This is a genomic window from Streptomyces rishiriensis (assembly GCF_030815485.1).
GTDB classification, from domain to species: domain Bacteria; phylum Actinomycetota; class Actinomycetes; order Streptomycetales; family Streptomycetaceae; genus Streptomyces; species Streptomyces rishiriensis_A.
In genome coordinates, this window is record NZ_JAUSWV010000002.1 from 2,218,089 (window position 1) to 2,239,614 (window position 21,526).

Consider the following 21,526-nt stretch of genomic DNA (forward strand, 5'->3'; position numbering starts at 1 on the left):
GGACGTCCCACGGCGCGCACGGCACCGGTCGCGGCGTCCTCAGCGCTTGCGGCCCACCGCCCCGTAGCCCGGGATCACGCCGTCGTCCTGCCCCGGCACGGGTTCGCCGAGCTCGGGGTGCCACTCGGGCACCACCGCGACGCCGGGTTCGACCAGGTCGAGCCCGTCGAAGAAGCGGGTGAACTCCTCGCGGGACCGCAGGGCGAGGGTGACGCCCGCCGCCTTCAGTTTCTCCGTGGCCGCCGCGGACTCCTCCGGGGAGAAGTCCGCGGTGGCGTGGGTCATCATCAGGTAGCTGCCGGAGGGCAGTACGGCGCGCAGCCGGTTCACCAGCTCGTGCGCGCCGTCCTCGTCGGAGACGAAGTGCAGCAGCGCGACCAGCGACAGCGCCACCGGCCGGCCGAGGTCCAGGATCTTCCCGGCCCCCTCGACGATGGCGTCCGGATCACGGACGTCCGCCTGGAGGTACTCGGTGACGCCCTCCGACGTGCTGCGCAGCAGGGCGGCCGCGTGGGCCAGGACGATCGGGTCGTTGTCGCAGTAGACCACGCGGGCGTCGGGCGCGATCCGCTGCGCGACCTGGTGCAGGTTGGGCTCGGTCGGGATGCCCGTGCCGACGTCCAGGAACTGCCGTACGCCGTTCTGCGCCAGCCAACGGGTGGAGCGGTGCATGAAGGCCCGGTTGACTCGTGCCATCACCGGCACGCGCGGGTCGAGGGCGAGCATCTGCCGGCCCATCGCCTCGTCGACGGGGTAGTTGTCCTTCCCGCCGAGGTACCAGTTGTACATGCGTGCGGGATGGGGCTTGCTGGTGTCGATCTCGACGGCTCCGGTGGGGTCCTGCCCGGTCATGAGGCACTCCGTAAGCATGTGACGTGGATAGTGTTCAAGTCAGCACCAAATTAAGGAAGTTGAGGAAGTCGAGCGAAGGCGGGGGCGGGGCCGGAAGCCGGGGGGACGAAGACGGACGAGGTGGACGGGTGGATCAAACGGGGTGGGGGGTGCGCTGAGCAAAGGTGCGTTCAGGTCCGTTCAGGACAGCAGGAAGTCCGCCTCCCCCGCCTTGGCTCCTTCGATGAAGGCCGTCATCTCGTCGGAGGTGTAGATCAGCGCCGGTCCGTCGGGGTCGGTGGACTGCCGGACGGCGATCCGGCCGTCGGCGAGCTTCATCGCTTCCAGGCAGTTGCCTCCGTTGCCGCCGCTCCACGGCTTGTGCCAGCCCTCGCTGCCCAGTTCCCGGGCGGGCATGCCGTTGTAGATCCGCTGCGCGCGGATCCTCGGCCTGGACTGGGTCCTGATGTGATTCATTCACAACTCCTTGCGGAGATCCCGGAGGATCTCCTTCGTGCGATGTGCTGTAGCGGCCTGCGCCGCCATGCGGTCCATGACCTCGAGGTGGGTCGCCACTTCGGTGCGGGCGTCGAGATAGACGGCGCCGGTCAGGTACTCGCTGTAGACCATGTCCGGAAGCTCCGGCATGGCGAATCGGAACAGCACGAAGGGCCCGTACGTGCCCGGATGCGGCCCGTTCTCGAACGGGGCGATCTGCAAGGTCACATTGGGCAGCTTCGCGGCTTGGAGCAGGGTGTCGATCTGCGCGCGCATCACCTCCGGGCCGCCGACCGGGCGACGCAGCACCGTCTCGTCCATCACGACCCACAGCCGGGGGGCGTCCTGACGGGTGAGCAGATCCTGGCGTTGTATGCGCAGGTCGACGAGGCGCTCGATGTCCTCCGGGCGGGTCTGGCCGATGGCTCCGGACGTCAGGACACCGCGCGCGTAGTCCTTGGTCTGGAGCAGGCCGGGCACGAAGTGGGGCTCGTACTGGCGGATCAGGGCGGCGGCGCCCTCGAGGCTGACATGCATCGAGAACCAGCCGGGCAGGACGTCGTGGAACCGCTGCCACCAACCCGGCTTGTTCGCGTCCTCGGCGAGCTGGACGAAGCCCTCGGCCTCCTCGTCGGTGACTCCGTAGGCCTTCAGCAGCAGCTGGAGGTACGGAATCTTGAGGCTGACCTCGGCCATCTCCATACGACGGACCGTGGCGGGCGCGACGCGCAGGATGCGGGCGGCTTCCTCGCGCTTGAGCCCGGCGCGTTCCCGCAGGTCCAGCAGGCGCCGGCCGAGGACGACCTGTCCGACCGTCGGCGCGGACCGCGGTTCGCTCACGCTCCACCTCCACGAAGAGCCCGGCCGCTCATGCGGGGGCCGAACGAGCCCCGACCCGGCCGGTCACGAAAAGAATCCCGACAGCCTTACGGCGCCGCTCGAGATCCGTCCGAAGGTCTGTACGCATACGTACGGATCTTCGACGATCCCAAGTGGCGCCGTTCAACGTGCTGTTGCGAGCAGTGTGCCACGGCCCCCCACCGCGTCACACAGCACTCTGCATTTTTCAGAGTGACACTTGCCAAGTGTTCATGGCGGGGAGATAGTGGCAAGCGTGATTCCGTCCGCGCCCTTAGGAACAGACGCCGCCGCAGGCCACCCCCAGGGTCTCGGTGCCAGCGCGGGAGCAGGCCCAGACCAGGCCGCTGCCGAGCGCCGGTTCCGATTCGAACTGGCCGCCCATCCGGGTTCCCCCGCCCAGGCCAGACGCCTGACGAGGGCCCGGCTGACCGGCTGGTCGGTGTGCGAGGACACCTGTGACACCGCCGCCCTGGTCATATCCGAGCTGGTCACCAACGCGATCGTGCACACCGCGAGCGACACCGTCGTCTGCGAGCTGCACGACGGCGACGACCTGGTCCGCATAGCCGTGCGCGACCAGGGGTGCGCGCCGGGTGAGCCGCACCCCTCCCCGCAGCGCCCCGAGGAGGAGCACGGCAGGGGACTGCTCCTCGTCGAAGCCCTCTGTCATGCCTGGGGCGCCCAGGAGCACGGACCCGGCCTGCTGGTCTGGGCCGACCTGACGCGCAAGGCCGACGCCCTGCGCGATCCCGCCGAGCCCTGCAACAGCCTGGACGCGGCCGAACCGCACCACGCCGACCTGGGCGAGCTGCTCGACACCCTCGACGAGTTCCACGACGGTCCGGCCGAGCCGCGCACCGGCCCCGCCGGGCCCCGCAACGACCTCGGCTGGGGGTCCCGCCCGAAGCCGGGACCGTCCGACGGCCCGGCCGACGAGGACGAGCAGGCCGAGCAGTGGTACCGCGCCATGGCCGGCCGGGCCGCCCGACCGCACCCCGCGCCGCCGGCCCTGCCCGCCTCCGTCAAGCCCGCACCCGCCGCACCCGACGGTCCGGCTCCCCGTATCGCGCCGCAGTGGCACCGCACGCCCGGCGGCCACGGAGGATACGAGGGCGGTCGCGACGGAAGGCCGGCCGGCCACTTGGCCGGACCCCTCCCGCTCGAGCACGGCCGCGAGCGGGGAAGGGCATGAGCGCGGTCTCCGGCCGGATTCCGCTGCTGACCCTCGACACCCTCGTCCGCCTCCAGCGCGGGCCGGGCGGAACACACCCCCCGGTGCCGCCGCGCCGACTGGCCGTGCCCGACGGCATGACGGTCCCGCTGGGCTGCGACGCCGTCTCCGTCCCCGCCCGCCTCGGCCCGCTGCTCATGCCCCGCCTGCCGCGCGTGGGCTGCGTCTACGCCGACGAGGCGCGCTGGTGGTGGCTGGTGCCGTCCGACTCCGACTACGCCCTGGAGTGGCCCGCCCCCGCGCACTACGCCACGGGCGCCCTCCTGCCGGACTCACCGCACGTTCCGGGCCTCATCCACCGACCGGACGGCACGGTTCCGTACACCCCGCCGATCCCTCTCTACCTGGCCATGTGCCGCCTCACGGGCACGACGCCCACCTGGTCGCGGGCGATCAGCGCGTAGCCCGGCGCCCCTGCGTGGGACGGCCCCGGGGCTGTCCCGGCGCACGCCCGCGCGTCCCGGCTCTCCCGTCCCGCGCCCTGCCCTCACCCGCCCCGTCCCGGGATAGTGGCCGTTCGTCGACTATCGCGACCGGGGAGGCCGACGGTGGGAGAGGCACGAGGGTCGGGCACGGCTGGGGAGGCGGGCACGGCTGGGGAGGCGGGCAGGGCACCGGAGCCGGGCACGGCACGCAAACCACAGGGTTCCGACGAGCGTGACGTGTCCGGGTCGGAGCGGCTCCTCTTCGGCGGCCCGCTCCGCTACGACACGGGGTGGAACCAGCACCGGGACGCCTTTCTGGAGCTGAACTTCCGCGCCATGATCACCCGGCTGCCGTCCCTTCTGCGCACCAGCCTCCGGCTGGCCCGGCAGGCCGACCCGAAGGCCGCCCGGATCGTGCTGTCCGCGGAGATCGCCCGGGGCGTGGCGCAGGCGATCGGCCTGCTCGCCATGAACGCCGTGCTGGGCCGGCTCATCACCGGCGGCCCGATCGAGGACCGGCTGCGCGGCGCCGCCCCCGCACTGGCCGCCATGGCCGCCGTCCTGCTGATCGGAGCGCTGCTGCGGGCCGCGTCGATCTATGCCACCGGGCGGCTCGAGCCCAAGGTGGAGCGGGTGGCGACCGAGCTCTATCTGGAGCGGGCGGCCGCCGTCGAGCTGGCCGCGATCGACCACGCCTTCCACAAGCTGCTGGACACCGCTCAGTACGGCGCCCGGTCCAGCCGCTACATGATCAGTCACGGCACGCGCGTGGTGAACGCCATGATCTCGCTGGCCGCGTCGGCCGGGGTGCTCACCGTGCTCCACCCGCTCCTGCTGCCGCTGCTGGTCACGATGACGCTGCCGAGCGCCTGGAGCGCGCTGACCAACGCCCGGCGCCGCTACGAGTCCTTCCACACCTGGGTGCAGCACGCGCGCGCGGGTCACCTGATCGCCGGTCTCCTCACCGAACCGGCGGCCGCGCCCGAGATCCGCGTCCACGGCGTCGGCCCCTTCCTGCTGCGGCACTTCCGCGCGATGTCGGAGACGGCGGAGGCGGAGCAGGCCCGGCTGGCCCGGCTCGCGGCCCGCACCGGACTGTTCGCGGCGACCTGGACGGGCCTGGCGACGCTGGCGACGTACGTCACGCTGGGCGGCCTGCTGCTCACCGGGACGATGGCGCTGGCGATGGCGGGCACCGCCGTGATCGCGATCCGCAGCGGCTCCGGGAGCCTGAACACCCTCGTCCTGGAGGTCAACCAGCTGCACGAGGAGGCCCTGTTCGTGGGCGATCTGCAACGCCTCTACGTGGAGGCGGCCGAACGGGCGATCCCGGTGGGCGGCGCGGCCCTGCCGGAGGAGCCGCGCGAGATCCGCTTCGAGAACGTCACGTTCGGCTATCCGGGGGAGTCGGCGCGTCCCCGCCCTCGACGACGTCAGCCTCTCGCTCCCGCTCGGCCGGATCATCGCGCTCGTCGGCGAGAACGGCTCCGGCAAGACGACCCTGGTGAAGCTGCTGGCGGGGCTGTACAACCCGGACCGGGGGCGGATCCTGTGGGACGGCGTGGACGCGGCGGCAGCGGACCGCCACCAGCTGGCCGAGCGCATCGCGATGGTGGCACAGGACTTCAAGCGGTGGCCGTTCACGGCCCGGGTCAACGTCGCCATCGGCCGGTCCGCCGCGCCGCTCACCGAGGAACGGCTGGCCGCGTCGGTCGCGGAGGCGGGTGCCCAGGAGGTGGTGGACGACCTGCCGCGCGGCCTGGACACCCTGCTGGCCCGGCACTTCAGCGGCGGTCACGAGCTGTCCGGCGGCCAGTGGCAGCGCCTAGGCATCGCCCGGGCCGCGTACCGGCGCGGCCGGATCCTGATCGTGGACGAGCCGACGCCAGCCCTGGACGCCCGCGCCGAGCTGGAGGTCTTCGAGAAGATCCGCGCGCTGGCCGACAGCGGCCAGACGGTCGTGCTGATCACGCATCGGCTGGCGTCGGTCCGGCACGCGGATCTGGTGCACGTCCTGGACCAGGGCCGGCTGGTGGAGTCCGGAACCCCGGACGAGCTGCTGGCGGGCGGTGGCGTCTACGCCGAGCTGTACACGCTCCAGGCCGAACAGTTCACGGCGCAGGTGCCCGCCCCGTCCCAGGCGGGCTGACGGCTCACCGCGCGGTGTCGCCGCCCCGGACGACCACCAGGAACGTGTCCGAGGCGAGGTCCATGACGACCTCGGCGGCCAGCCCCTCCATCCGTCGTGCCTGCGCGAACTCCTCCGCCGGCCACGAGCCCCGCGGCCCACCCGCGGGAAAGCGCTCGAGCACGGTTCGCCCGTTCACCATCTCGCACCTCCGATCAGCTGCTGCTTGTAGGAGTTAACGCTCTTGGGAGGTCGAAGGCCTCGGCCGGTTGCGGGACTGAGACGCAGTTGACACTCGTTCAGCGCAGAGGGTGAGAATCCCGTCACCTTACGAACACGTCGGGCACGCTGCGTGTCAGAACTCGTACTCGTCGTGGTAGCGGACCCGCGCGCCGTCCTGCGGTCCCAGCGCCGTCAGGTCCAGGAAGCTCGTCGCCGGGCCGAGCCGGCCGAGCTCGCGGTCGAACACCGAGTAGGTGTGGAAGACCCGCTCGCCCTCCCGGAGGAAGCAGCTGACCCCGGGCCGCTCGGCGAAACCGCCGGGCTGCCCCACCGTCGCTTCGAAGTCGCCGTTGAAGTCGTCGTCGTACGAGGAGTACCAGGGCACCGTCCAGCCCATGCGCGCCTTGAACGGCAGGATCCGCGTGAACGGCGCCCGGGACACCACGGCGAACGAGGCGCCCTGCGCGTTGAGGTGCGCGAGATGACCGACCTGGTCGAGGAAGGCCGCGCAGCAGCGGCAGCCGGACTGCCATTCGGGGGCGAACATGAAGTGGTGGACGACGAGTTGACGTCGGCCGCCGAAGAGGTCGAGGAGCCGGGCCTTGCCGTCACCGCCCTCGAAGACGTACTCCTTGTCGACCTCGACCATGGGCAGTGCACGCCGCTCGGCGCACAGCGCGTCACGCGCGCGTGTCACCGCCTCCTCCTTGGCCAGCAGTTCCGCGCGCGCGGTGCGCCACTCCTCGCGCGAGACGATCTCCGGAAGCTCCGGATGCGCCATGGCTGCCCCTCCTGTGCGACGGTCCGTCGGAGGGGTGACTCACGGGCGGCGCGGAACTCATCGCCCGCGCGGAACGGATTTCCGGTGTCGTACTCCTGGACGGCCCGGACGTGCTCGGCGTCCGGAGGTCGGGGAACCCGGGGCGCCGGCAGACGGTGCTTCTGAAGACGATGGGCGGCACCTGGCACGCGGCGCTGTCCGCGCACCGCGACGGCCGGGCGTCCAGGTCGGCGTGACCAGCCCCGTACGCCGCTGGGGGGATGCGGCCGACACGCGCGCGTACCCGGCACGACCGCGGCCCGTGCAGACGGACGGCTCCGCGGCCACCTCAGGCGGTCCGGCCGTGGCTTCCTCGCGGTGGAGACGGCCCCGCCGTCACAGAGGCAGGGGCAGAAGCGGGGGCAGCGGCAGCAGCAGGGGCAGGGGCAGGGCCCTATCCGGCCACCGGCAGATCCGGCACGGGGGCCCGCAGCCCCAACCGGTCCCGCCCCGCGGCGAGTTCGTCGAGGAGTTCGGCGAGGCGCTCCCTGTGCCGTGCGCCGAGCCGTCCCGTGTCGTCGAGGTGGACGGCGCAGGCGGTGGTCGTGTCGACGAGCCGTTCGAGAACGGCGGCGACCTCGTCGGTGCCCTCCGTGTGCCGGGCGACGGCGGGCAGTTCGTGGGCGGCGAGCGCGATGGTGGTGCGGGCCTCGGCGAGGGCGCGGTAGGCCTCGCGGCGCAGGGTCCAGCGGACGGCACGGTCGTCGGGGCCGTCGAGGACATGGGTGAGGTAGGCGTGCGCGGCGTCCACGGCGGCGGCGAGCCGGGCCCGCACCTGGCCGCCGCGCTCCCCCGGCATCGGCAGATGCCCGACGATCAGCACGATCGCGCAGGCCAGCAGGGTTTCCGCGATCCGGGCCGCGGAGGCCTGGGGCTCTCCGCCGACCATCACCAGGGACAGCACGAGCACGGTGACGACGGCCGTCTGGGCCGCGAAGTGCCGGGTGGACACGGGGATCAGCGCTCCGCACAGCGCGACCAGCGCCACGAGCCCCTCCGGCCGGGGCAGCACGGCGGCGAGACCGGCGAAGAACAGCGCCCCGAGGACGGTCCCCGCGGCCCGGCACAGCACCCGGGACACCAGGGGCCCGAGGTCGGGCTTGACCAGGAAGACAGCCGTGGCGGGCAGCCAGTACCAGTGCGTGTGCCGGCCGTACCACTGGGAGTGGTAGAGGGCCTGGGCGACGGCGGCGCCGGCCCCGAAGGAGAGGGCGACCCGCAGCCCGTACTCACGGCCGCCCGCCCCGAACGCGGTGCGCAGCAGGTCGCGCGCACCGCGCCGGCGCGCGTGCAGGTCACCGCCGCTGCCCTGGTCGAAGGCGTCGGCCGCGTGCAGCAGGGCGTCGTCGAGGGCGCGCAGCGCGGGGGCGGACCGGGAGGGCGCGGGCAGCGGCCCGGTGTGGGTGTTCTCGCGGACGGCGGCGGCGAGGCGTCGGGGCCCGGCCGAGGCCCGCTCCGACAGCGGCTCAGCGGCCCAGGCGAGGGCGGTCGCGGCCTCGGCCAAGGGCAGCGCGGCGGCGTACTGGGCGTGCAGCCGGCGTTCGGCGGCGGAGCCGGCACCGCGCCGGAGCCGGGGTCCGGCGAGGGCGTCCTGGGCATGATCGAGGGCCGCGGTGAGCGCGGCGCGGCGGGCGGTGGCCTGTCCGGTACCCACGGCGTCGAGCAGCTCCGCGACGGCGTCGTACACGCGGGCCACCGCGTCCCGTTCGCCGTCGAAGCGGAAGTCGCCGGTCATCGCCCCGGGCGTGGGCAGTACGAGCCGCAGCGCGAGCAGCCATCCGGCGCCGGCGAGAAAGGCGAGGGCGCGGATCCATCCGGCCTCCGGGACGGGCATCCCGGCCCCGATCGCCGCCGCGACGAGCAATTGCGTCCCGGCGCCGGACGCGACGGGCCCGATGGCACTCATCCCGCCGGCGAGGAGTCCGAGCCCGGTGAGGACGGCCGTCAGCGCGACGGCCCCGACGTGATCCCCGACATAGGTCCCGACGAGCAGACCTCCCGCACCCACGAGCGCGGGCGCCCCCAGCCGCTTCACGGCGGTCCGCCTGCTGCCCGGCCGGTCGTTGATCCCGGCGAGCATCGCGGCGATGGCGGCGACGACCCCGAGGGAGATCCGGTCGGCGAGGACGGACACCAGGAGCAGCGGCCCGGCGGCCAGCGCCCCCCGCGTGACCGCGCTCCAGGGGACGGGCCCGCGCTGGGCACGCAGGGCGTGGGCGAGCCAGGGCGGAAGAGCGGCGAGGGAGGCGGATGCGCGTGCGGGAATGTGCGGGCGCGGGGACACGGAGCTCCTGTCGGGGCGAGGGCGGGGTGTGCCTTCGGGCGACGGTGGCCGGGGCTTGTCAGCTGTGAGCTGTGATGTCCACGGTACGGCGCGGTCCTGGAGAGGTGGGAACGGTTGTGTTTCGGCGAGGTGACGCCTGGCCCGGATCCCGCGTTCTTTATGAACGCAAGGGCGGAAACGGGAGCGGGACCGGGGGCGTAGCCTGCCCCCGGCCCCTGTCGAGCCACCCATGTCGCACACCGGCGCACTTGAGGACCCAGGTCAGTCGTGATGTCGTCGCGTCCTGCCTTTGGACCACCGCGCATCGAGCTGCGCGGGCCGGACTTGAACCGGCAATTCGACGTCCGGGGGCCTGGGCCCGGTCGCTCCGGCGATCGGCGGCGAATGCTGAGTCTGGAGCAAGAGTCTGAGATTCAACGCGATCCGTCCCAGGATTGCCCGGCGGGTACGGTTCGCTCGTCACGACAAGCTTCAGGTTCAGCTTGCGCTCCTCGCGCACCCCGGTCTCGAAGGGCCGGGGAGTCTCGAAGGCTACCCGAACAGATAGCCGAACACGGCGTCACCGACCCGCTGGTCGACGACATCGGCGCCGTTCGCCTCCTCCCGGGCGAACTTCACCGCCTGCTGCACCTTCTCCAGGCGCGTCAGAAGCTCGTTGACCCGGCGGGCCGGGAGGGCTCCCGAGAACTTCACGGTCGTCCAGTAGCCGACCGGCACGTCCTCGTAGTACACCTCGACCTGCGCCGGGTGCTTGTCGGTCGCCTCCGCCTTCACATGGTTGCGCGGCACCTTCTTGGTGCGCAGCGTCCGCACCGGCTCGGTCTTCCACGCGTCGGTGGACGGGTCCTGCGCCCAGGACTCGGAGGCGTCGAGCACGGGCAGCCTGCGCACGAAGGCGCTCAGGTCGACGAGCTGCTTCTCGAGGAAGAGCAGATAGGACACCGGTACGTCGGCGACGAGAACACGGCCGTCGACCGTCACGTCGGCGCGGGCGGTGCAGTTGGCCCAGTCCTTCGTGGCGGTGACGTCGAACAGCCGGGTGAGCGTGGCCGCGGTCTCCCGCAGCACGTCCTCGGCCTTGACCTGCACCCGTGTCGACTCGGGCGGCAGCTGCTCGCCCTCCTCGTCCTTGGGCTGGTAGGTCCGCGAGATGCCGGCCAGCAAAGCGGGCTTCTGGAGCCCGTGCTGAGCCGTGCTCAGGTCCTGGTGGGCCTTGGACTTGACGCCCTTCTCGACTGCGATGATCTGATTGAGTTTCGCCACGACGAGGACGGTAGCGGCTCCGACGCCCTCACCCCAACGGGTTATCGACCGACGAGACGACCGTCCCTTCCCGGCACCGCCGAAGCGCCGGGACCGGACCCGTGGAAAGCCCGCGGCGATGTTGTCGACGCCCCGCGATCCGGCGGCCCTCCCGGCGAGCCGGACGCGGGGGTCATGTGCTGGTTCCGCTCAGCAGTCCCACACGTTCCCGTGCCGGTGGCGGGTCGGCGGGTGGTCCAGGTCCTCGGCCACGAGGAGCAGCGCGCCCGGCCCGGCGGCGCGCAGACGGTTGCGGGCGGTCGAGCGGAACACGGACAGCGCGGCGCGCGCACGGGACTCGTAGGGGCCGTCGATCCGTGAGTTCAGCGACCGGGGAAAGGTGTAGGAGCGGAACGCGCACACCAGCGGGACGGGCACCGGTCGACGCCGCTCACGCCGCGCCCGCGCCGACTCCCCCGCGCTGTGACGCAGTTCGACGAGACGGTGGCCGGTGCTCCAGCCCCGGCGTTGCGACGGCCGGTCATCGGGGCGGACACGGTGCCGCGGACGGACGTGATGGACGGTGCGGGACATGGCAGACCTCCGGGGGTCCGCCGGAACTTCCGGCGGACTTTCAGAAGTCCGCCGCCGTGAAACGGCCCAGTCGCTTGCTCCGCATGGGCATCAGCGTGACGAGTGCGGGTCTGCGTCGTCCAGCGGTTATCCGCGGCGAGGCGATTGTCAGTGGAGCGCGCTTCAATGGGAAGCGTCGTCACACAGCGTCACGACCGGAGTGCGGCGAGGGGAGCGGGCCTTGACGGGGTTCATGGAGGACGGGCGGCGGTACGTGTCGGCAGCCGGACTGCGGATGCGGGGATGGACGGGTCCGCTGGTGTTCCGGCTGCTGGGGCCGCCGGACCGGCTCAGCGTCGATCCGCGTGCGCGGGCCGCGCCGCCGCTGCGCCTCTACCGCGTCGAGCGGGTCGAAGCGGCCGAACGCCGCGCGGAGTTCCTGACCGAGCGCGCCCCACGGGTACGCGGACCCGAGGAGCCGCCCTGATCCGGCGCCTCGCCGTCCCGGGAACCGCGCCGCCCGGCTACTCGGCCCCCCACGCCCTCCGCTTCGGCACCGGCCTCGCGAAACTCCCCGCCCGGCTGGTCGTCAGCCCCAGCGCGACCAGCCCCTCGGCCAGCTTCACCGCCGCGCCCACCCCGTCGACGACCGGAAGGCCCAGCTTGTCGCCCACCACCCGCTCCAGTCCCGTCATCCCCGCACACCCCAGGACCAGTACCTCGGCACCCGCCGCCCGGGCCCGTTCGGCAGCCGCCACGAAGGCCGCCCCGGTGCGGTCACGGTCGCCCAGGTCGAGGACGCCGAGGCCGGTGCCGACGACGGCGGCGCAGTTGCGGCCCACTCCGGCCAGCTCCAGGCTGTCCTCGATCTGGCCGCAGGACCGCTCCAGCGTGGTCACCACCCCGTACCGGCGCCCCAGCAGACACGCCAGATGCGCCGCGGCCTCGGTGATGTCGACGACGGGCACGTCCACCAGCTCCCGTACGCCCTCCCGTCCGTGCTCACCGAAGCCGGCCATGACGACGGCGTCGTAGGGCGCCCCGTCATAGGTCCGCAGCGCGTCCATGACCGCCGCGGCGGAGAGGAAGCTGTCGAGCCAGCCCTCCGCCGACTCGGGCCCCCAGGCCGGGGTCAGTCCGGTCACGGTGGTGCCCGGGCCTGCCGCGGCCCGGGCGCCTCGCACGATCTCCTCGGTCATCTCCCGCGTGGTGTTGCAGTTGGTGACGACGATCCGCACGTTCCGCACGCTTCTCAGACCTCCGCGGGTTTCTCGGCCGCGACCACGGACCCGGCGGTCCGCTCACCGCGGCACAGCAGCACGTACAGGCCGGCGCCCAGGGCCGTCCCGATGAACCAGGAGTACGGCGCCACGTCGCTGAAGGTCTTCACCAGCGCGAGTACCGCCGCGACCGCCGCGGAGGGCAGGAACGCCCACAGCGCCTTGGGGTTGACGCCTCTGCGGTAGTAGAAGCGGGAGCCGGGGGTGGCGTCGAACAGCTCGTTCACGTCGACGCGGCCGCGCTTGACCCAGTAGTAGTCCACCATGATCACGCCGAACAGCGGGCCGAGGAAGGCGCCGAGGCCGCCGAGGAAGTAGTTGACGACCGTGGGGTTGGAGAACAGGTTCCACGGGGTGACCACGAGCGCCGCGACCGTGCTGATCATGCCGCCGACCCTGAAGGTGATCTTCTGCGGCCAGACGTTGGCGAGGTCGTACGCCGGCGACACGAAGTTGGCGACGATGTTGACGCCCATGGTGGCGATGGCGAAGGTGAGTGCGCCCAGTACGAGCACCCAGGTGTTGCCGACCTTCGCGACCAGCTCCGCCGGGTCGGTGACGGCCTCGCCGAACACCTCGAGCGAGCCGGCGGTGACGATGACGGAGACGACCACGAACGCCGTCGAGTTGAGGGGCAGCCCCCAGAAGTTGCCGCGGCGGACCGTCCGGTAGTCGGGCGCGAAGCGGGAGAAGTCACAGAAGTTCAGCATCAGCGTGCCGTACGTGGCGAGGATCAGACCGATCGCGCCGAACCACTGCCGCCACTGCTCCCCCACGGAGACCGGGTGCGGGGTGGAGGTGAGCGAGATGGTCCAGCCGGCCTTGGACAGCACCCACACCGCCAGCGCGATCATCACCAGCCAGATCGCCGGGCCGCAGAAGTCCTGGAACTTCCGCACGGACTCCATGCCCTGACTGATGATCATCGCCTGGACGAGCCAGAGGGAGACGAAGGAGAGCCAGCCCAGCCCGTCGAGGCCCAGGAAGGAACTGTGCGTCCAGGATTCCAGGCCCGGCCAGGCCGCCAGCAGCATCACATTGACGGCGACGGAGGCGAGGTAGGTCTGGATGCCGTACCACATGATGGCGATCACTGCGCGGATGAGGGCCGGGACGTTGGCGCCCCAGACGCCGAAGCTGATGCGGCTGACCACCGGGAAGGGCACACCGTGGCGCTGGCCGATCCGGCCCATCCAGTTCATGCCGATGTAGATGAGCACGAAGCCGACGAGGAGGGACGTGAACACCTGCCACACGTTCATACCGAGGACCAGCAGTCCGGCGGCGAAGGTGTAGTTGCCGAGGTTGTGGACGTCCGACATCCACAGGGCGAAGAGGTCGAAGACCTTCCAGTTCCGCTTTCCGGCGGGCGCGAGGTCTTCGTTGGTGAGCCGGGGGTCGGGGACGAACGCTGGTGCGCCGGTGGCTTCGGCGCTGTCGGCGAGGGACACGGGGCCTCCTTGGGCGAGGGGACGGAGGAGGACTGCTGACCGGACCGTTTGGTATACCAAACTGCGGACATGGTCCCGTCGTCAAGCGTTCTGACCGATGTCCGTCCCGTTACGGCTCCGTAAAAGCCCCCTCGAATCGGCGAAGATGGCCCCATGACGAAGATCGAACCCCTCGGAGCGGTGCGCGAGCGCGTCCTGGGGTCCCTGCGGCAGGAGATCATCGCCGGCAGGCTGCGTCCCGGTGACCGGCTCGTCGAGCGCGAGCTCGCCGACCGGTTCGGCGTCTCCAGGGTCCCGGTCCGGGAGGCCATCCGGGCACTCGTCGCCGAGGGCTTCGTCCTCTTCGAGACCCCGCGCCGCACGGTCGTGAGGCCCCTGAGCCCCACCGACGTCAAGGAACTCTTCGAGCTGCGCGAGGCGTTGGAGGTGTACGCGGCCGGACTGGCCGCCGCCCGGGCCACCCCGCAGGACCTCGCGGAGCTGCGCGACCTCCTGGCACGCGCTGCGAGCGCCACCGACGCCGGGGACGCCGAGGCGATCACCGACATCAACACCCGCTTCCACGACCGGCTCCTCGCCATGGCCGGCAACACCCTGCTGATGTCGGTCATGGAACCGGTCGCCGGCCGCCTGCAGTGGCTCACCCGGCGCAACGAGGAATGGCCCCAACTCCTCACCGAACACCAGGACCTCTACCAGGCCATCGCCTCCGGCGACCCTGCCCGGGCCCGTGCCCACGCCCTCGACCACGTACAGGCCAACTACCGCTCCACGGTCCGGCACCTGTTCGGGAAAGCCGACCCACCCGAGGCGCCACCCTCCCCCGAGCACGCCCCGCCTAGAATCCCCTGACCCTTCGGACAGGCGTCCGAAGGCGCACACGCGGCCACGAGGACGGGGAGAACAACCATGGTGAGCAGACGCGGACTACTGAGCGGAACCGCACTCTTGGGGGCGGGCGCGATGACCGGCGTACTCGGAGCCGCCGGGAACGCCGCCGCCGACGCCCCGCTCGACACCCCTTTCACACCGGTCGCCCCACCCCATCTCGCCCAGGCCGAGCAACTGGTCCAGTACCAGCGCCTCCTGGCGGCCGGTCACCTGCCCACCGGCCTCACCGGCCACTGGCCGCTGGACGGCTCCGGCGCCGACCACTCCGGCCACGACCATCCCGTCACCCCCGGCGCCGGCTCCGAATGGACCACCCTGCGGGCGGGCGGCGAACTCACCCTGGCCGCGTCCTACGCCGCCACGGCCTCCGTGCTCGACACCACGGCCCCGTTCACCGTCTCCGCCTGGGTACGCCTCGCGGACGACGCCGCCCCGACCACCATGTACACGGCCGTCAGCCAGGACGGCACCGGGTGCAGCCGCTTCCTGCTCCAGTACGACGACACGGCGGGCGCATGGGCGTTCAAGGTGCGCGCCGAGGACCAGAGCGTCAAGATCTCCGCCCTCGCCACCACCACCCCCGTGCCCGGCAAGTGGACCCACCTGACCGGAGTGTGGGACGGCGCCAAGGTCCACCTGTACGTGAACGGCGTGCCCGAAGGCACCGCCGACGCCACCCTGTCCTGGGCCGCCCCCCAGGGCTTCAACATAGGCCGGGCCCGCTGGAACGGCGCCTACGTGAACCACTTCAAGGGCTCGGTCGACGATGTGCGGGCCTACGGCCGCGCCCTCACCGCCGACGAGATCTCCCTGATCAGCGGCCGCACGGCCCGCCTCAACAACGTCTACCTGATCGGCGCCCCGTCCACCGTCACCTGGGGCACACCCGACGACCTGTCGAGCTGGACAGCCCGGGCCCGCTGCTCGTCCTTCGTCACCTGGACGCTGAAGCACACCTACGCATGGGCCACCGACGCCTACTTCACCCAGTACTTCCAGGACCGCATCCCCGAGGCCGCCGACTACCGCCAGGCCTTCGCCGGGGGCACCGCCGGCCCGCGCTTCCAGCAGATCCGCAAGGTCGCCGACCTCCGGCCGGGCGATCTCATCGCGGTGGACTACAGCGGCCAGGTCGAGGGCAACACCGGCCACATCGTCATGGTCCGCGAGATCAAGGGCGTCTTCGACGGAGTCGCCGACTTCACCGGCGAGACCCAGTACGCCGTCGAGGTCGTCGACTGCACGGCCGAACCGCACGGCGTGTACGCGCTGACCAACTATCCCAGGTATCCCGACACCCGCATGGTCAGCCTCCTCGCGGAGGAACAGTTCGAGGGCGTCGGCATCGGCCACATGATGTTCTACGCCTCCAGCGCCACCGGAGAGTTCTCCCGCTACCGCTGGAGCGTCAACACCGCCCGGGACAAGGCCTATCCGGTCGCGTCACGGCCGATCGCCGCGGCACGCGTCGTCTGACCGGACCTCACGGCAGCCCCGCCGCCCCCGCGGCGGTGCGCAGCACATCGCGCAGCATCTCGGGGGTGAGCCGTCCGGTGAAGGTGTTGCGCTGACTGACGTGGAAACAGCCGAAGACGTCGAGGCCGACGGGGCCCTCGGTGCCGCCAGTGCCGACGGGGCCGACGGGGCCCCCGGTGCCGTCAGGTCCTTCCGGGCCGACGAGTGGAACCCGGGCCCCGTGCCCGAAGGCGGGCCGCGGCCGGGGCACGGTCCAACCCGCCTCGGCGAACGCGGGCAGCGCGGCCTGCCAACCGAAAGCACCGAGTACGACGACCGCGCGCAACGTCGGCCGCAGCAGCTTCAGCTCCTGCACGAGCCAGGGCCGACAGGTGTCCCGCTCCCCCGGGGTGGGCTTGTTGGCGGGCGGCGCGCAGTGCACGGGCGAGGTGATCCGCACGCCGTACAGCTCCAGCCCGTCGTCGACGGACACCGCGGTGGGCTGCGACGCCAGCCCCACGTCGTACAACGCCTGGTACAGCACATCACCGGAACGGCCCCCGGTGAACATCCGCCCCGTACGATTCCCCCCGTGCGCGGCCGGGGCGAGCCCGACGATCAGCAGCCGGGCGTCCGGCGGGCCGAAGCCCGGGACAGGCCGCCCCCAGTACGTCCAGTCCGCGAACGCCGCCCGCTTGGTACGGGCAACCTCCTCCCGCCACGCCACCAGCCGAGGACACGCCCGACAGCCCCCGACCCGCCGGTCGAGCATGTCCAGGGCGGAGGCGGAGGCAGAGGCGGAGGCAGAGGCGCAGGCCTCGGGAGGATGAGCGGCGGGGCCGGAGGGGGAGGCGGAGGCTGGGGCGGCCGGGGTCGTTGGGTCGGTTGCGGTGGTGGGGATGGCCGGATCGGGGGAGAGTGCGGAGCCGTGAGGGGCCTTGGAGGCATCCATGTCTCCACGGTAAGACGGGGTCTCCACGGTAAGACGGGGCTGGACGAATCCGAGCTGGCCGGGCCCGAGGGCGGAGTGCTGGGGCCCCCTCCCCCCTCCCCTCCCCCGCCCCACCCCGCCCGACTCGTCACACCCTCGCCCTCGCGACGTCCCGCGTGACGTCTTTCGTGACGTCTTCCGTGACGTCTTTCAGGGCGTCCCTGGTCGCGTCCCTCGTCACGCTGCTCGCCGTGCCCACCGCAGCAGCTCCGCGTTGGACTCCCAGCGCTTCCAGGCGATGAGCGCCAGCGGTACGAGCAGGATGAGCGGCGTCGCCGCGTTCTGGCCGTCGAAGACGACGACCTGGACGACGAACGCGCCCACCATCAGCGCCCCCAGCGCCATCGCCGCCACGGACTGGAGCACCGGAATCAGCAGGGCGACCGCACCGGCCAGTTCCAGGGCGCCGATGGTGTACATGCCCCCGCTGCCCCAGCCCAGCTCATCGAAGGCATCGGAGGCCGACGGGTGTGCGATCAGCTTCGGCAGCGCACTGGCGATGCCGTAGAAGAGCGCGAGGAGCACCTGCAAGCCTCGCAGGGCGATCCGGGCCCGGCGGCCTCGCGCGATCGCGGACGCGGACGCCGGCGCGGCGGCCGTAGTGGTGGCGGCGAGGGAAGCCGTGGTCTCGGACATGAGGGTCTCCTGCGGTGAGCGGTCCGTTGTGCTGTCGGAGAGGTAGACCGCTCTCCGTCAGCGAACTCATCGCAATCCGCCGGAACTTCTCTCGCCACCGCCCTTGGCGTTCCTGCCCGTCCCTCGCACCCCTTGCCGTCTTCTCCGAGCGCTCCCGTCCCTCTCTCCGTACTCCCTGCCTCTGCACCCCCGCTCTCTGCTCTCCCCTCTCTACTCCGTCGCCGACACCGCCCTCACCCACACGCGGTCCTCCGTCAGATAGCGCTCCACCCGCAGACCCGCTTCCGCCAGGGCCTCCTCGAACTGGTCCCTGGACAGCGGCCGGGAACGGAAGGTCTGGGTCCACGCCGCGTCCGGGAAGTCGTATTCCGCGCGTACGGAGTGGACGCCGTCCCCGACGGGCTCGGCCGAGACGATCCGAACAGTGAAGCCGCTCGGGTCGACGCGCTCACGCGGCACGTTCGTGTGGTAGTCCTGCCCTTCTCGTTGGATCAGCACGCAGCCACCCTTCGCAACGTGCTGTGCGCAGGCCCGCAGCATCCTTCGCCGTACCTCGATGTCCCCGTTGTGCACGAGGAACGACGCGAGCAGCACGACGTCGAACGTCTCGCCCAGGGCGAGATCCTCTATGGAGCTGCATATCGTGCGGGCTCCTCGGACGCGCTCCAGCATCTCGGCGGACTCGTCCACCGCCGTCACCGTGAACCCGCGCTCGAGCAGGGCGTGGGTCACTCGGCCGACCCCGCTGCCCAGTTCCAGGATGTGGGCGGCAGCGGGCACCGCCGCGGCGATGACTTCCGGCTCGTTGCCCACCGGCAGGCGCGAGTAGAGCTCGACCGCGCAGCCGTCCGGGGTGATCGCACCGGGACCGGTTCCCTGGTATCCGTCTCTCATTTCCAGCCTCATGCCCGTTCAACGGCCGGTGGCCGCAGGGCAGTTCCAGCTGCCCACTGGTTCACTCGTTCGGGGGGCGGCCGCTCTGTTCGATCCGTGCGGGAGGCGAGAGCACCGCCCTTTGGAGAACGTCCGGACCGGGGAGTACGTTGCAAGGAGGAGCGGTGATAGGGATGCGTACGGGCAGTGAGCCGGTGACAGCGCGCAGTGCGCTGCGGATGCGTCTGTGGCTGACCGTGTGGGGTCTGGCCTGGGCGATCTTCGGTGCGGCCGCGTTCGCTCTCGCGGGGCGCCCGGGGTGGGCGGCCGCGTGCGGGGTGCTGTGGCTGGTGATCACGGTCGACCTGGCGATGATCCTCAGGCATCGGCGGCAGGGCCCGCACTACCAGCCGGGCCGCGACATCCCGCCGTACCCGCCGCCCGAGCACCGCCACCCTTGAGGCCGGAAGATCCGAAGGCCCGAGGGGTAGGACGCCTGGAGGACCGGAAGATCGAGGACCCGAAGGCCAGGACGCCCGGGCCCGAAGGGCAGGACGGCCGGAGACCCGGAGGCCGGAGACCCGGAGGCCGGAGACCCGAAGACTGGGGAGGCTGCAGTTCCCAAGGGCCCGGAGGTCCGACAGCCCGAAGGTCCAGCCACCGAAGGTCCAGCCATCCGAAGATCCGGCGCCTTCATCGGCGTCGGATCTTCGGCCGCCCGACCGTGGCCGTCTCAGCTTTCGAAGCGTGCCGCTTTGAGGTACTGCGGGTTCGGGTCCAGCGCCGCGGCCAGCCGGAAGTGGCGCTTGGCCTGGTCGCCCCGTCCCTGCCGCTCATAGGTGCGGCCGAGCGCGAAGTGCGCGAAGGCGTTGTCCGGCTCGCGTTCCAGGACGATGGTGAACTCCAGCTCGGCGGGCCGCAGTTGGGCGGCGGCGAAGAAGGCACGCGCGCGCAGCAGCCGGGCGGCGGTGTTCTCGGGGTGTGCGGCGATGACTCCATCGAGCAACTTCACCGCGCCCCGCGGGTCCCGTGCGGCGAGCAGATGCTCCGCGGCACGGAAGTCGATGACGTGTGTCTCCGGAGTACGTCCGGTCGAACCACTGGTATCGGGCACGGAAAAATCCTTCCCTTGCGCAATGGGTTCAACGCGCGGAGCGCGGGCCGCTATTCCGGAGAGGTGCCGTGCGGCGCGTGCGCTCTGCGCGCGAGGTCGGCCCATACGTCCTTCACGCGCCGGTGGAGTGCGGCGAGCGGTACGTCGTTGTCGATCACGATGTCGGCGATCTCCCGGCGCTGGTCGCGGGTCGCCTGGGCGGCCATTCGCGCGCGTGCGTCCTCCTGCGTCATGCCGCGGAGCCGGACGAGCCGGTCGAGCTGGGTCTCGGGGGCCGCGTCGACGACGACCACGACGTCGTACAGGGGGGCGAGGGCGTTCTCGGTGAGGAGGGGGACGTCGTGGATGACGACGGCGTCCTCGGGGGCGGTCGACTCGAGTTCGCGGGAGCGGGCGCCGACCAGGGGATGCACGATCGAGTTGAGAAGCGCCAGTTTCGCTGGGTCGGCGAAGACGATGGAGCCCAGGCTGGGGCGGTCGAGGCTGCCGTCCGGGGCGAGGACGTCCTCGCCGAAGGCGTCCACGACCGCCGCGAGCCCCGGGGTGCCGGGTGCGACGACCTCGCGTGCGATGCGGTCGGCGTCGATGAGTACGGCTCCGCACTCGACGAGCAGCCGTGACACCTCGCTCTTGCCGGCGCCGATCCCGCCGGTCAGGCCCACTTTCAGCATGAGCGGAAGCTTAGGGCCTGCCGGTGACGATGCACCCGACAGGCCCCTGTGTGCTGCTTTCCGGCTTGCGGGCCGGGAAGCTCAGCCTTCGCCCTCGCGCTCGGCGAGGAATCGCTCGAACTCCTGCCCGATCTCGTCCGCCGACGGGATGTCGACGGGCTCGGCGAGCATGTTGCCGCGGGTCTCGGCGCCTGCGGCGGCGTCGTACTGGTGCTCCAGGCCCTGGACGAGGGAGATGAGTTCCTCGTCGCCCTCCTGGATCTGGCGGTCGATCTCGGTCTGCGTACGGTGGGCGTCGGTGCGCAGGCCGTGCGCGATGCCCGGCAGGACCAGGCCGGTGGCCGCCGTGATCGCTTCCAGGACCGTCAGGGCGGCGTCGGGGTAGGCCGAGCGGGCGATGTAGTGCGGGACGTGCGCCGCGACGCCCAGGATGTCGTGGCCGGCTTCCATGAGGCGGTACTCGACGAGCGCCTCGGCGCTGCCGGGGACCTGCGCCTCGTCGAAGGGGCTGCGGTGGCCCGGCATGAGGTCCGTACGGTTGCCGTGCGGGGTGAGGCCCACGGGGCGGGTGTGCGGGACGCCCATGGGGATGCCGTGGAAGTTCACCGAGAGGCGGACGCCGAGGCGCTCCACGATCTGCTTGACGGCGACGGCGAAGCGTTCCCACTCCACGTCCGGTTCGGGGCCGGAGAGCAGGAGGAAGGGGGCGCCGGTGGTGTCCTGTACGAGCCGCACCTCGATGGCCGGCTCCTCGTACTCGGTCCATCGGTCGCGCTTGAAGGTCAGCAGCGGGCGGCGGGCGCGGTAGTCGACCAGCCGGTCGTGGTCGAAGCGGGCGACGACCTGGTGGGGCAGCGAGTCGAGGAGCCGGTCGACGATCTGGTCACCGGTTTCGCCCGCGTCGATGTATCCGTCGAAGTGGTAGAGCATGACAAGTCCGGCCGACTCCTGGGCCAGCGCCATGTCGACGACTGCCAGGCCTTTCGGCTCCCATGCGTACAAACCCTGCGGATCAAGCACTTGGACCGCTCCCCTCGTGTTCCTCCTGT

Annotated in this window: 21 protein-coding genes and 2 pseudogenes; 7 read left to right on the top strand and 16 right to left on the bottom strand. The window is 71.8% G+C overall.

Going from position 1 to position 21,526, the window contains the following annotated elements:
* Positions 1-39: 39 nt before the first annotated feature.
* The 3 genes from QF030_RS12365 to QF030_RS12375 all read right to left on the bottom strand — a co-directional run bounded on the left by QF030_RS12365 (position 40) and on the right by QF030_RS12375 (position 2,169).
* Positions 40-852 (bottom strand): SAM-dependent methyltransferase, encoded by an 813-nt coding sequence (locus tag QF030_RS12365; RefSeq protein ID WP_307162709.1) that lies wholly within the window; start codon positions 850-852, stop codon positions 40-42.
* Positions 853-1,032: 180 nt separating this feature from the next.
* Positions 1,033-1,308, bottom strand: coding sequence for a DUF397 domain-containing protein (locus QF030_RS12370; RefSeq protein WP_307162710.1), 276 nt, complete (start codon positions 1,306-1,308; stop codon positions 1,033-1,035).
* Positions 1,309-2,169, bottom strand: a complete 861-nt coding sequence (locus QF030_RS12375; RefSeq protein WP_307162711.1) for a helix-turn-helix domain-containing protein — start codon at positions 2,167-2,169, stop codon at positions 1,309-1,311.
* A gap of 265 nt (positions 2,170-2,434) precedes the next feature.
* Here QF030_RS12375 and QF030_RS12380 point away from each other — a divergent pair.
* The 3 genes and pseudogenes from QF030_RS12380 to QF030_RS12390 form a co-directional block, all read left to right on the top strand.
* Positions 2,435-3,133 (top strand): annotated as a pseudogene (locus tag QF030_RS12380) (ATP-binding protein); the annotation flags it as partial.
* Positions 3,134-3,378: 245 nt separating this feature from the next.
* The gene (locus QF030_RS12385; protein WP_307162713.1) at positions 3,379-3,825 is read left to right on the top strand and encodes a hypothetical protein; all 447 of its coding nucleotides are present in this window, start codon (positions 3,379-3,381) and stop codon (positions 3,823-3,825) included.
* A 258-nt stretch (positions 3,826-4,083) separates the two neighbouring features.
* Positions 4,084-5,995: pseudogene (locus QF030_RS12390) on the top strand (ABC transporter ATP-binding protein).
* A gap of 4 nt (positions 5,996-5,999) precedes the next feature.
* On the opposite strand, the gene QF030_RS12395 reads toward QF030_RS12390, so the two are convergent.
* The 5 genes from QF030_RS12395 to QF030_RS12415 form a co-directional block, all read right to left on the bottom strand.
* Complete coding sequence (locus QF030_RS12395; protein WP_307162714.1) at positions 6,000-6,176, bottom strand: hypothetical protein; 177 nt, start codon at positions 6,174-6,176, stop codon at positions 6,000-6,002.
* A gap of 153 nt (positions 6,177-6,329) precedes the next feature.
* Positions 6,330-6,977, bottom strand: a complete 648-nt coding sequence (locus tag QF030_RS12400) for a DUF899 domain-containing protein (protein WP_307162715.1) — start codon at positions 6,975-6,977, stop codon at positions 6,330-6,332.
* Positions 6,978-7,410: 433 nt separating this feature from the next.
* Complete coding sequence (locus QF030_RS12405) at positions 7,411-9,300, bottom strand: FUSC family protein (protein ID WP_307162716.1); 1,890 nt, start codon at positions 9,298-9,300, stop codon at positions 7,411-7,413.
* Positions 9,301-9,831: 531 nt separating this feature from the next.
* A complete protein-coding gene (locus tag QF030_RS12410) occupies positions 9,832-10,563 on the bottom strand; it encodes a DUF7873 family protein (protein WP_307162717.1) in 732 nt (243 codons plus the stop codon).
* A gap of 189 nt (positions 10,564-10,752) precedes the next feature.
* Complete coding sequence (locus tag QF030_RS12415; RefSeq protein ID WP_307162718.1) at positions 10,753-11,136, bottom strand: hypothetical protein; 384 nt, start codon at positions 11,134-11,136, stop codon at positions 10,753-10,755.
* A 220-nt stretch (positions 11,137-11,356) separates the two neighbouring features.
* Between QF030_RS12415 and QF030_RS12420 the strand changes: the two genes are divergently transcribed.
* On the top strand, positions 11,357-11,602 hold the full coding sequence (locus QF030_RS12420; protein ID WP_307162719.1) for a hypothetical protein: 246 nt from the start codon (positions 11,357-11,359) through the stop codon (positions 11,600-11,602).
* Between the two features lie 37 nt (positions 11,603-11,639).
* Here QF030_RS12420 and QF030_RS12425 read toward each other — a convergent pair whose 3' ends face one another.
* Positions 11,640-12,353: an aspartate/glutamate racemase family protein gene (locus tag QF030_RS12425; protein WP_307167547.1), complete on the bottom strand. Its 714-nt coding sequence runs from the start codon at positions 12,351-12,353 to the stop codon at positions 11,640-11,642.
* Positions 12,354-12,367: 14 nt separating this feature from the next.
* Positions 12,368-13,846, bottom strand: coding sequence for an NCS1 family nucleobase:cation symporter-1 (locus tag QF030_RS12430; protein ID WP_307162720.1), 1,479 nt, complete (start codon positions 13,844-13,846; stop codon positions 12,368-12,370).
* Between the two features lie 153 nt (positions 13,847-13,999).
* On the opposite strand from QF030_RS12430, the gene QF030_RS12435 reads away from it, so the two are divergent.
* Together QF030_RS12435 and QF030_RS12440 are read left to right on the top strand one after the other, a co-directional pair.
* Entirely contained in the window at positions 14,000-14,698 is a 699-nt protein-coding gene (locus QF030_RS12435; RefSeq protein ID WP_307162721.1) for a GntR family transcriptional regulator, read from the top strand.
* Positions 14,699-14,809: 111 nt separating this feature from the next.
* Positions 14,810-16,213 carry a LamG domain-containing protein gene (locus QF030_RS12440; RefSeq protein ID WP_307162722.1) on the top strand — a complete coding sequence of 468 codons (1,404 nt, stop codon included), beginning with the start codon at positions 14,810-14,812 and terminating at the stop codon, positions 16,211-16,213.
* A gap of 7 nt (positions 16,214-16,220) precedes the next feature.
* On the opposite strand, the gene QF030_RS12445 is transcribed toward QF030_RS12440, so the two are convergent.
* The 3 genes from QF030_RS12445 to QF030_RS12455 all read right to left on the bottom strand — a co-directional run bounded on the left by QF030_RS12445 (position 16,221) and on the right by QF030_RS12455 (position 18,713).
* A complete protein-coding gene (locus QF030_RS12445) occupies positions 16,221-16,964 on the bottom strand; it encodes a uracil-DNA glycosylase (RefSeq protein WP_307167548.1) in 744 nt (247 codons plus the stop codon).
* Between the two features lie 396 nt (positions 16,965-17,360).
* Complete coding sequence (locus QF030_RS12450) at positions 17,361-17,819, bottom strand: DoxX family protein (protein WP_307162723.1); 459 nt, start codon at positions 17,817-17,819, stop codon at positions 17,361-17,363.
* A 210-nt stretch (positions 17,820-18,029) separates the two neighbouring features.
* The gene (locus QF030_RS12455; protein WP_307162724.1) at positions 18,030-18,713 is read right to left on the bottom strand and encodes a class I SAM-dependent methyltransferase; all 684 of its coding nucleotides are present in this window, start codon (positions 18,711-18,713) and stop codon (positions 18,030-18,032) included.
* Positions 18,714-18,886: 173 nt separating this feature from the next.
* Between QF030_RS12455 and QF030_RS12460 the strand changes: the two genes are divergently transcribed.
* A complete protein-coding gene (locus tag QF030_RS12460; RefSeq protein ID WP_307162725.1) occupies positions 18,887-19,153 on the top strand; it encodes a DUF6343 family protein in 267 nt (88 codons plus the stop codon).
* Between the two features lie 272 nt (positions 19,154-19,425).
* Here the strand turns inward: QF030_RS12460 and QF030_RS12465 are convergent, their stop codons facing one another.
* The 3 genes from QF030_RS12465 to QF030_RS12475 all read right to left on the bottom strand — a co-directional run bounded on the left by QF030_RS12465 (position 19,426) and on the right by QF030_RS12475 (position 21,497).
* The gene (locus tag QF030_RS12465) at positions 19,426-19,806 is read right to left on the bottom strand and encodes a tetratricopeptide repeat protein (RefSeq protein WP_171396630.1); all 381 of its coding nucleotides are present in this window, start codon (positions 19,804-19,806) and stop codon (positions 19,426-19,428) included.
* A 50-nt stretch (positions 19,807-19,856) separates the two neighbouring features.
* A complete protein-coding gene (coaE, locus tag QF030_RS12470; protein ID WP_307162727.1) occupies positions 19,857-20,477 on the bottom strand; it encodes a dephospho-CoA kinase in 621 nt (206 codons plus the stop codon).
* Between the two features lie 81 nt (positions 20,478-20,558).
* Positions 20,559-21,497: a PAC2 family protein gene (locus QF030_RS12475; protein WP_307162728.1), complete on the bottom strand. Its 939-nt coding sequence runs from the start codon at positions 21,495-21,497 to the stop codon at positions 20,559-20,561.
* Positions 21,498-21,526 lie beyond the last annotated feature (29 nt).

Bases quoted from the DNA above. Each gene is read 5' to 3' on its own strand.
- QF030_RS12365 (WP_307162709.1), bottom strand. From the start codon at position 852: ATGACCGGGCAGGACCCCACCGGAGCCGTCGAGATCGACACCAGCAAG.
- QF030_RS12370 (WP_307162710.1), bottom strand. From the start codon at position 1,308: ATGAATCACATCAGGACCCAGTCCAGGCCGAGGATCCGCGCGCAGCGG.
- QF030_RS12385 (WP_307162713.1), top strand. From the start codon at position 3,379: ATGAGCGCGGTCTCCGGCCGGATTCCGCTGCTGACCCTCGACACCCTC.
- QF030_RS12395 (WP_307162714.1), bottom strand. From the start codon at position 6,176: ATGGTGAACGGGCGAACCGTGCTCGAGCGCTTTCCCGCGGGTGGGCCG.
- QF030_RS12400 (WP_307162715.1), bottom strand. From the start codon at position 6,977: ATGGCGCATCCGGAGCTTCCGGAGATCGTCTCGCGCGAGGAGTGGCGC.
- QF030_RS12415 (WP_307162718.1), bottom strand. From the start codon at position 11,136: ATGTCCCGCACCGTCCATCACGTCCGTCCGCGGCACCGTGTCCGCCCC.
- QF030_RS12435 (WP_307162721.1), top strand. From the start codon at position 14,000: ATGACGAAGATCGAACCCCTCGGAGCGGTGCGCGAGCGCGTCCTGGGG.
- QF030_RS12440 (WP_307162722.1), top strand. From the start codon at position 14,810: ATGACCGGCGTACTCGGAGCCGCCGGGAACGCCGCCGCCGACGCCCCG.
- QF030_RS12445 (WP_307167548.1), bottom strand. From the start codon at position 16,964: ATGCTCGACCGGCGGGTCGGGGGCTGTCGGGCGTGTCCTCGGCTGGTG.
- QF030_RS12450 (WP_307162723.1), bottom strand. From the start codon at position 17,819: ATGTCCGAGACCACGGCTTCCCTCGCCGCCACCACTACGGCCGCCGCG.
- QF030_RS12455 (WP_307162724.1), bottom strand. From the start codon at position 18,713: ATGAGAGACGGATACCAGGGAACCGGTCCCGGTGCGATCACCCCGGAC.
- QF030_RS12460 (WP_307162725.1), top strand. From the start codon at position 18,887: ATGCGTACGGGCAGTGAGCCGGTGACAGCGCGCAGTGCGCTGCGGATG.
- coaE (WP_307162727.1), bottom strand. From the start codon at position 20,477: ATGCTGAAAGTGGGCCTGACCGGCGGGATCGGCGCCGGCAAGAGCGAG.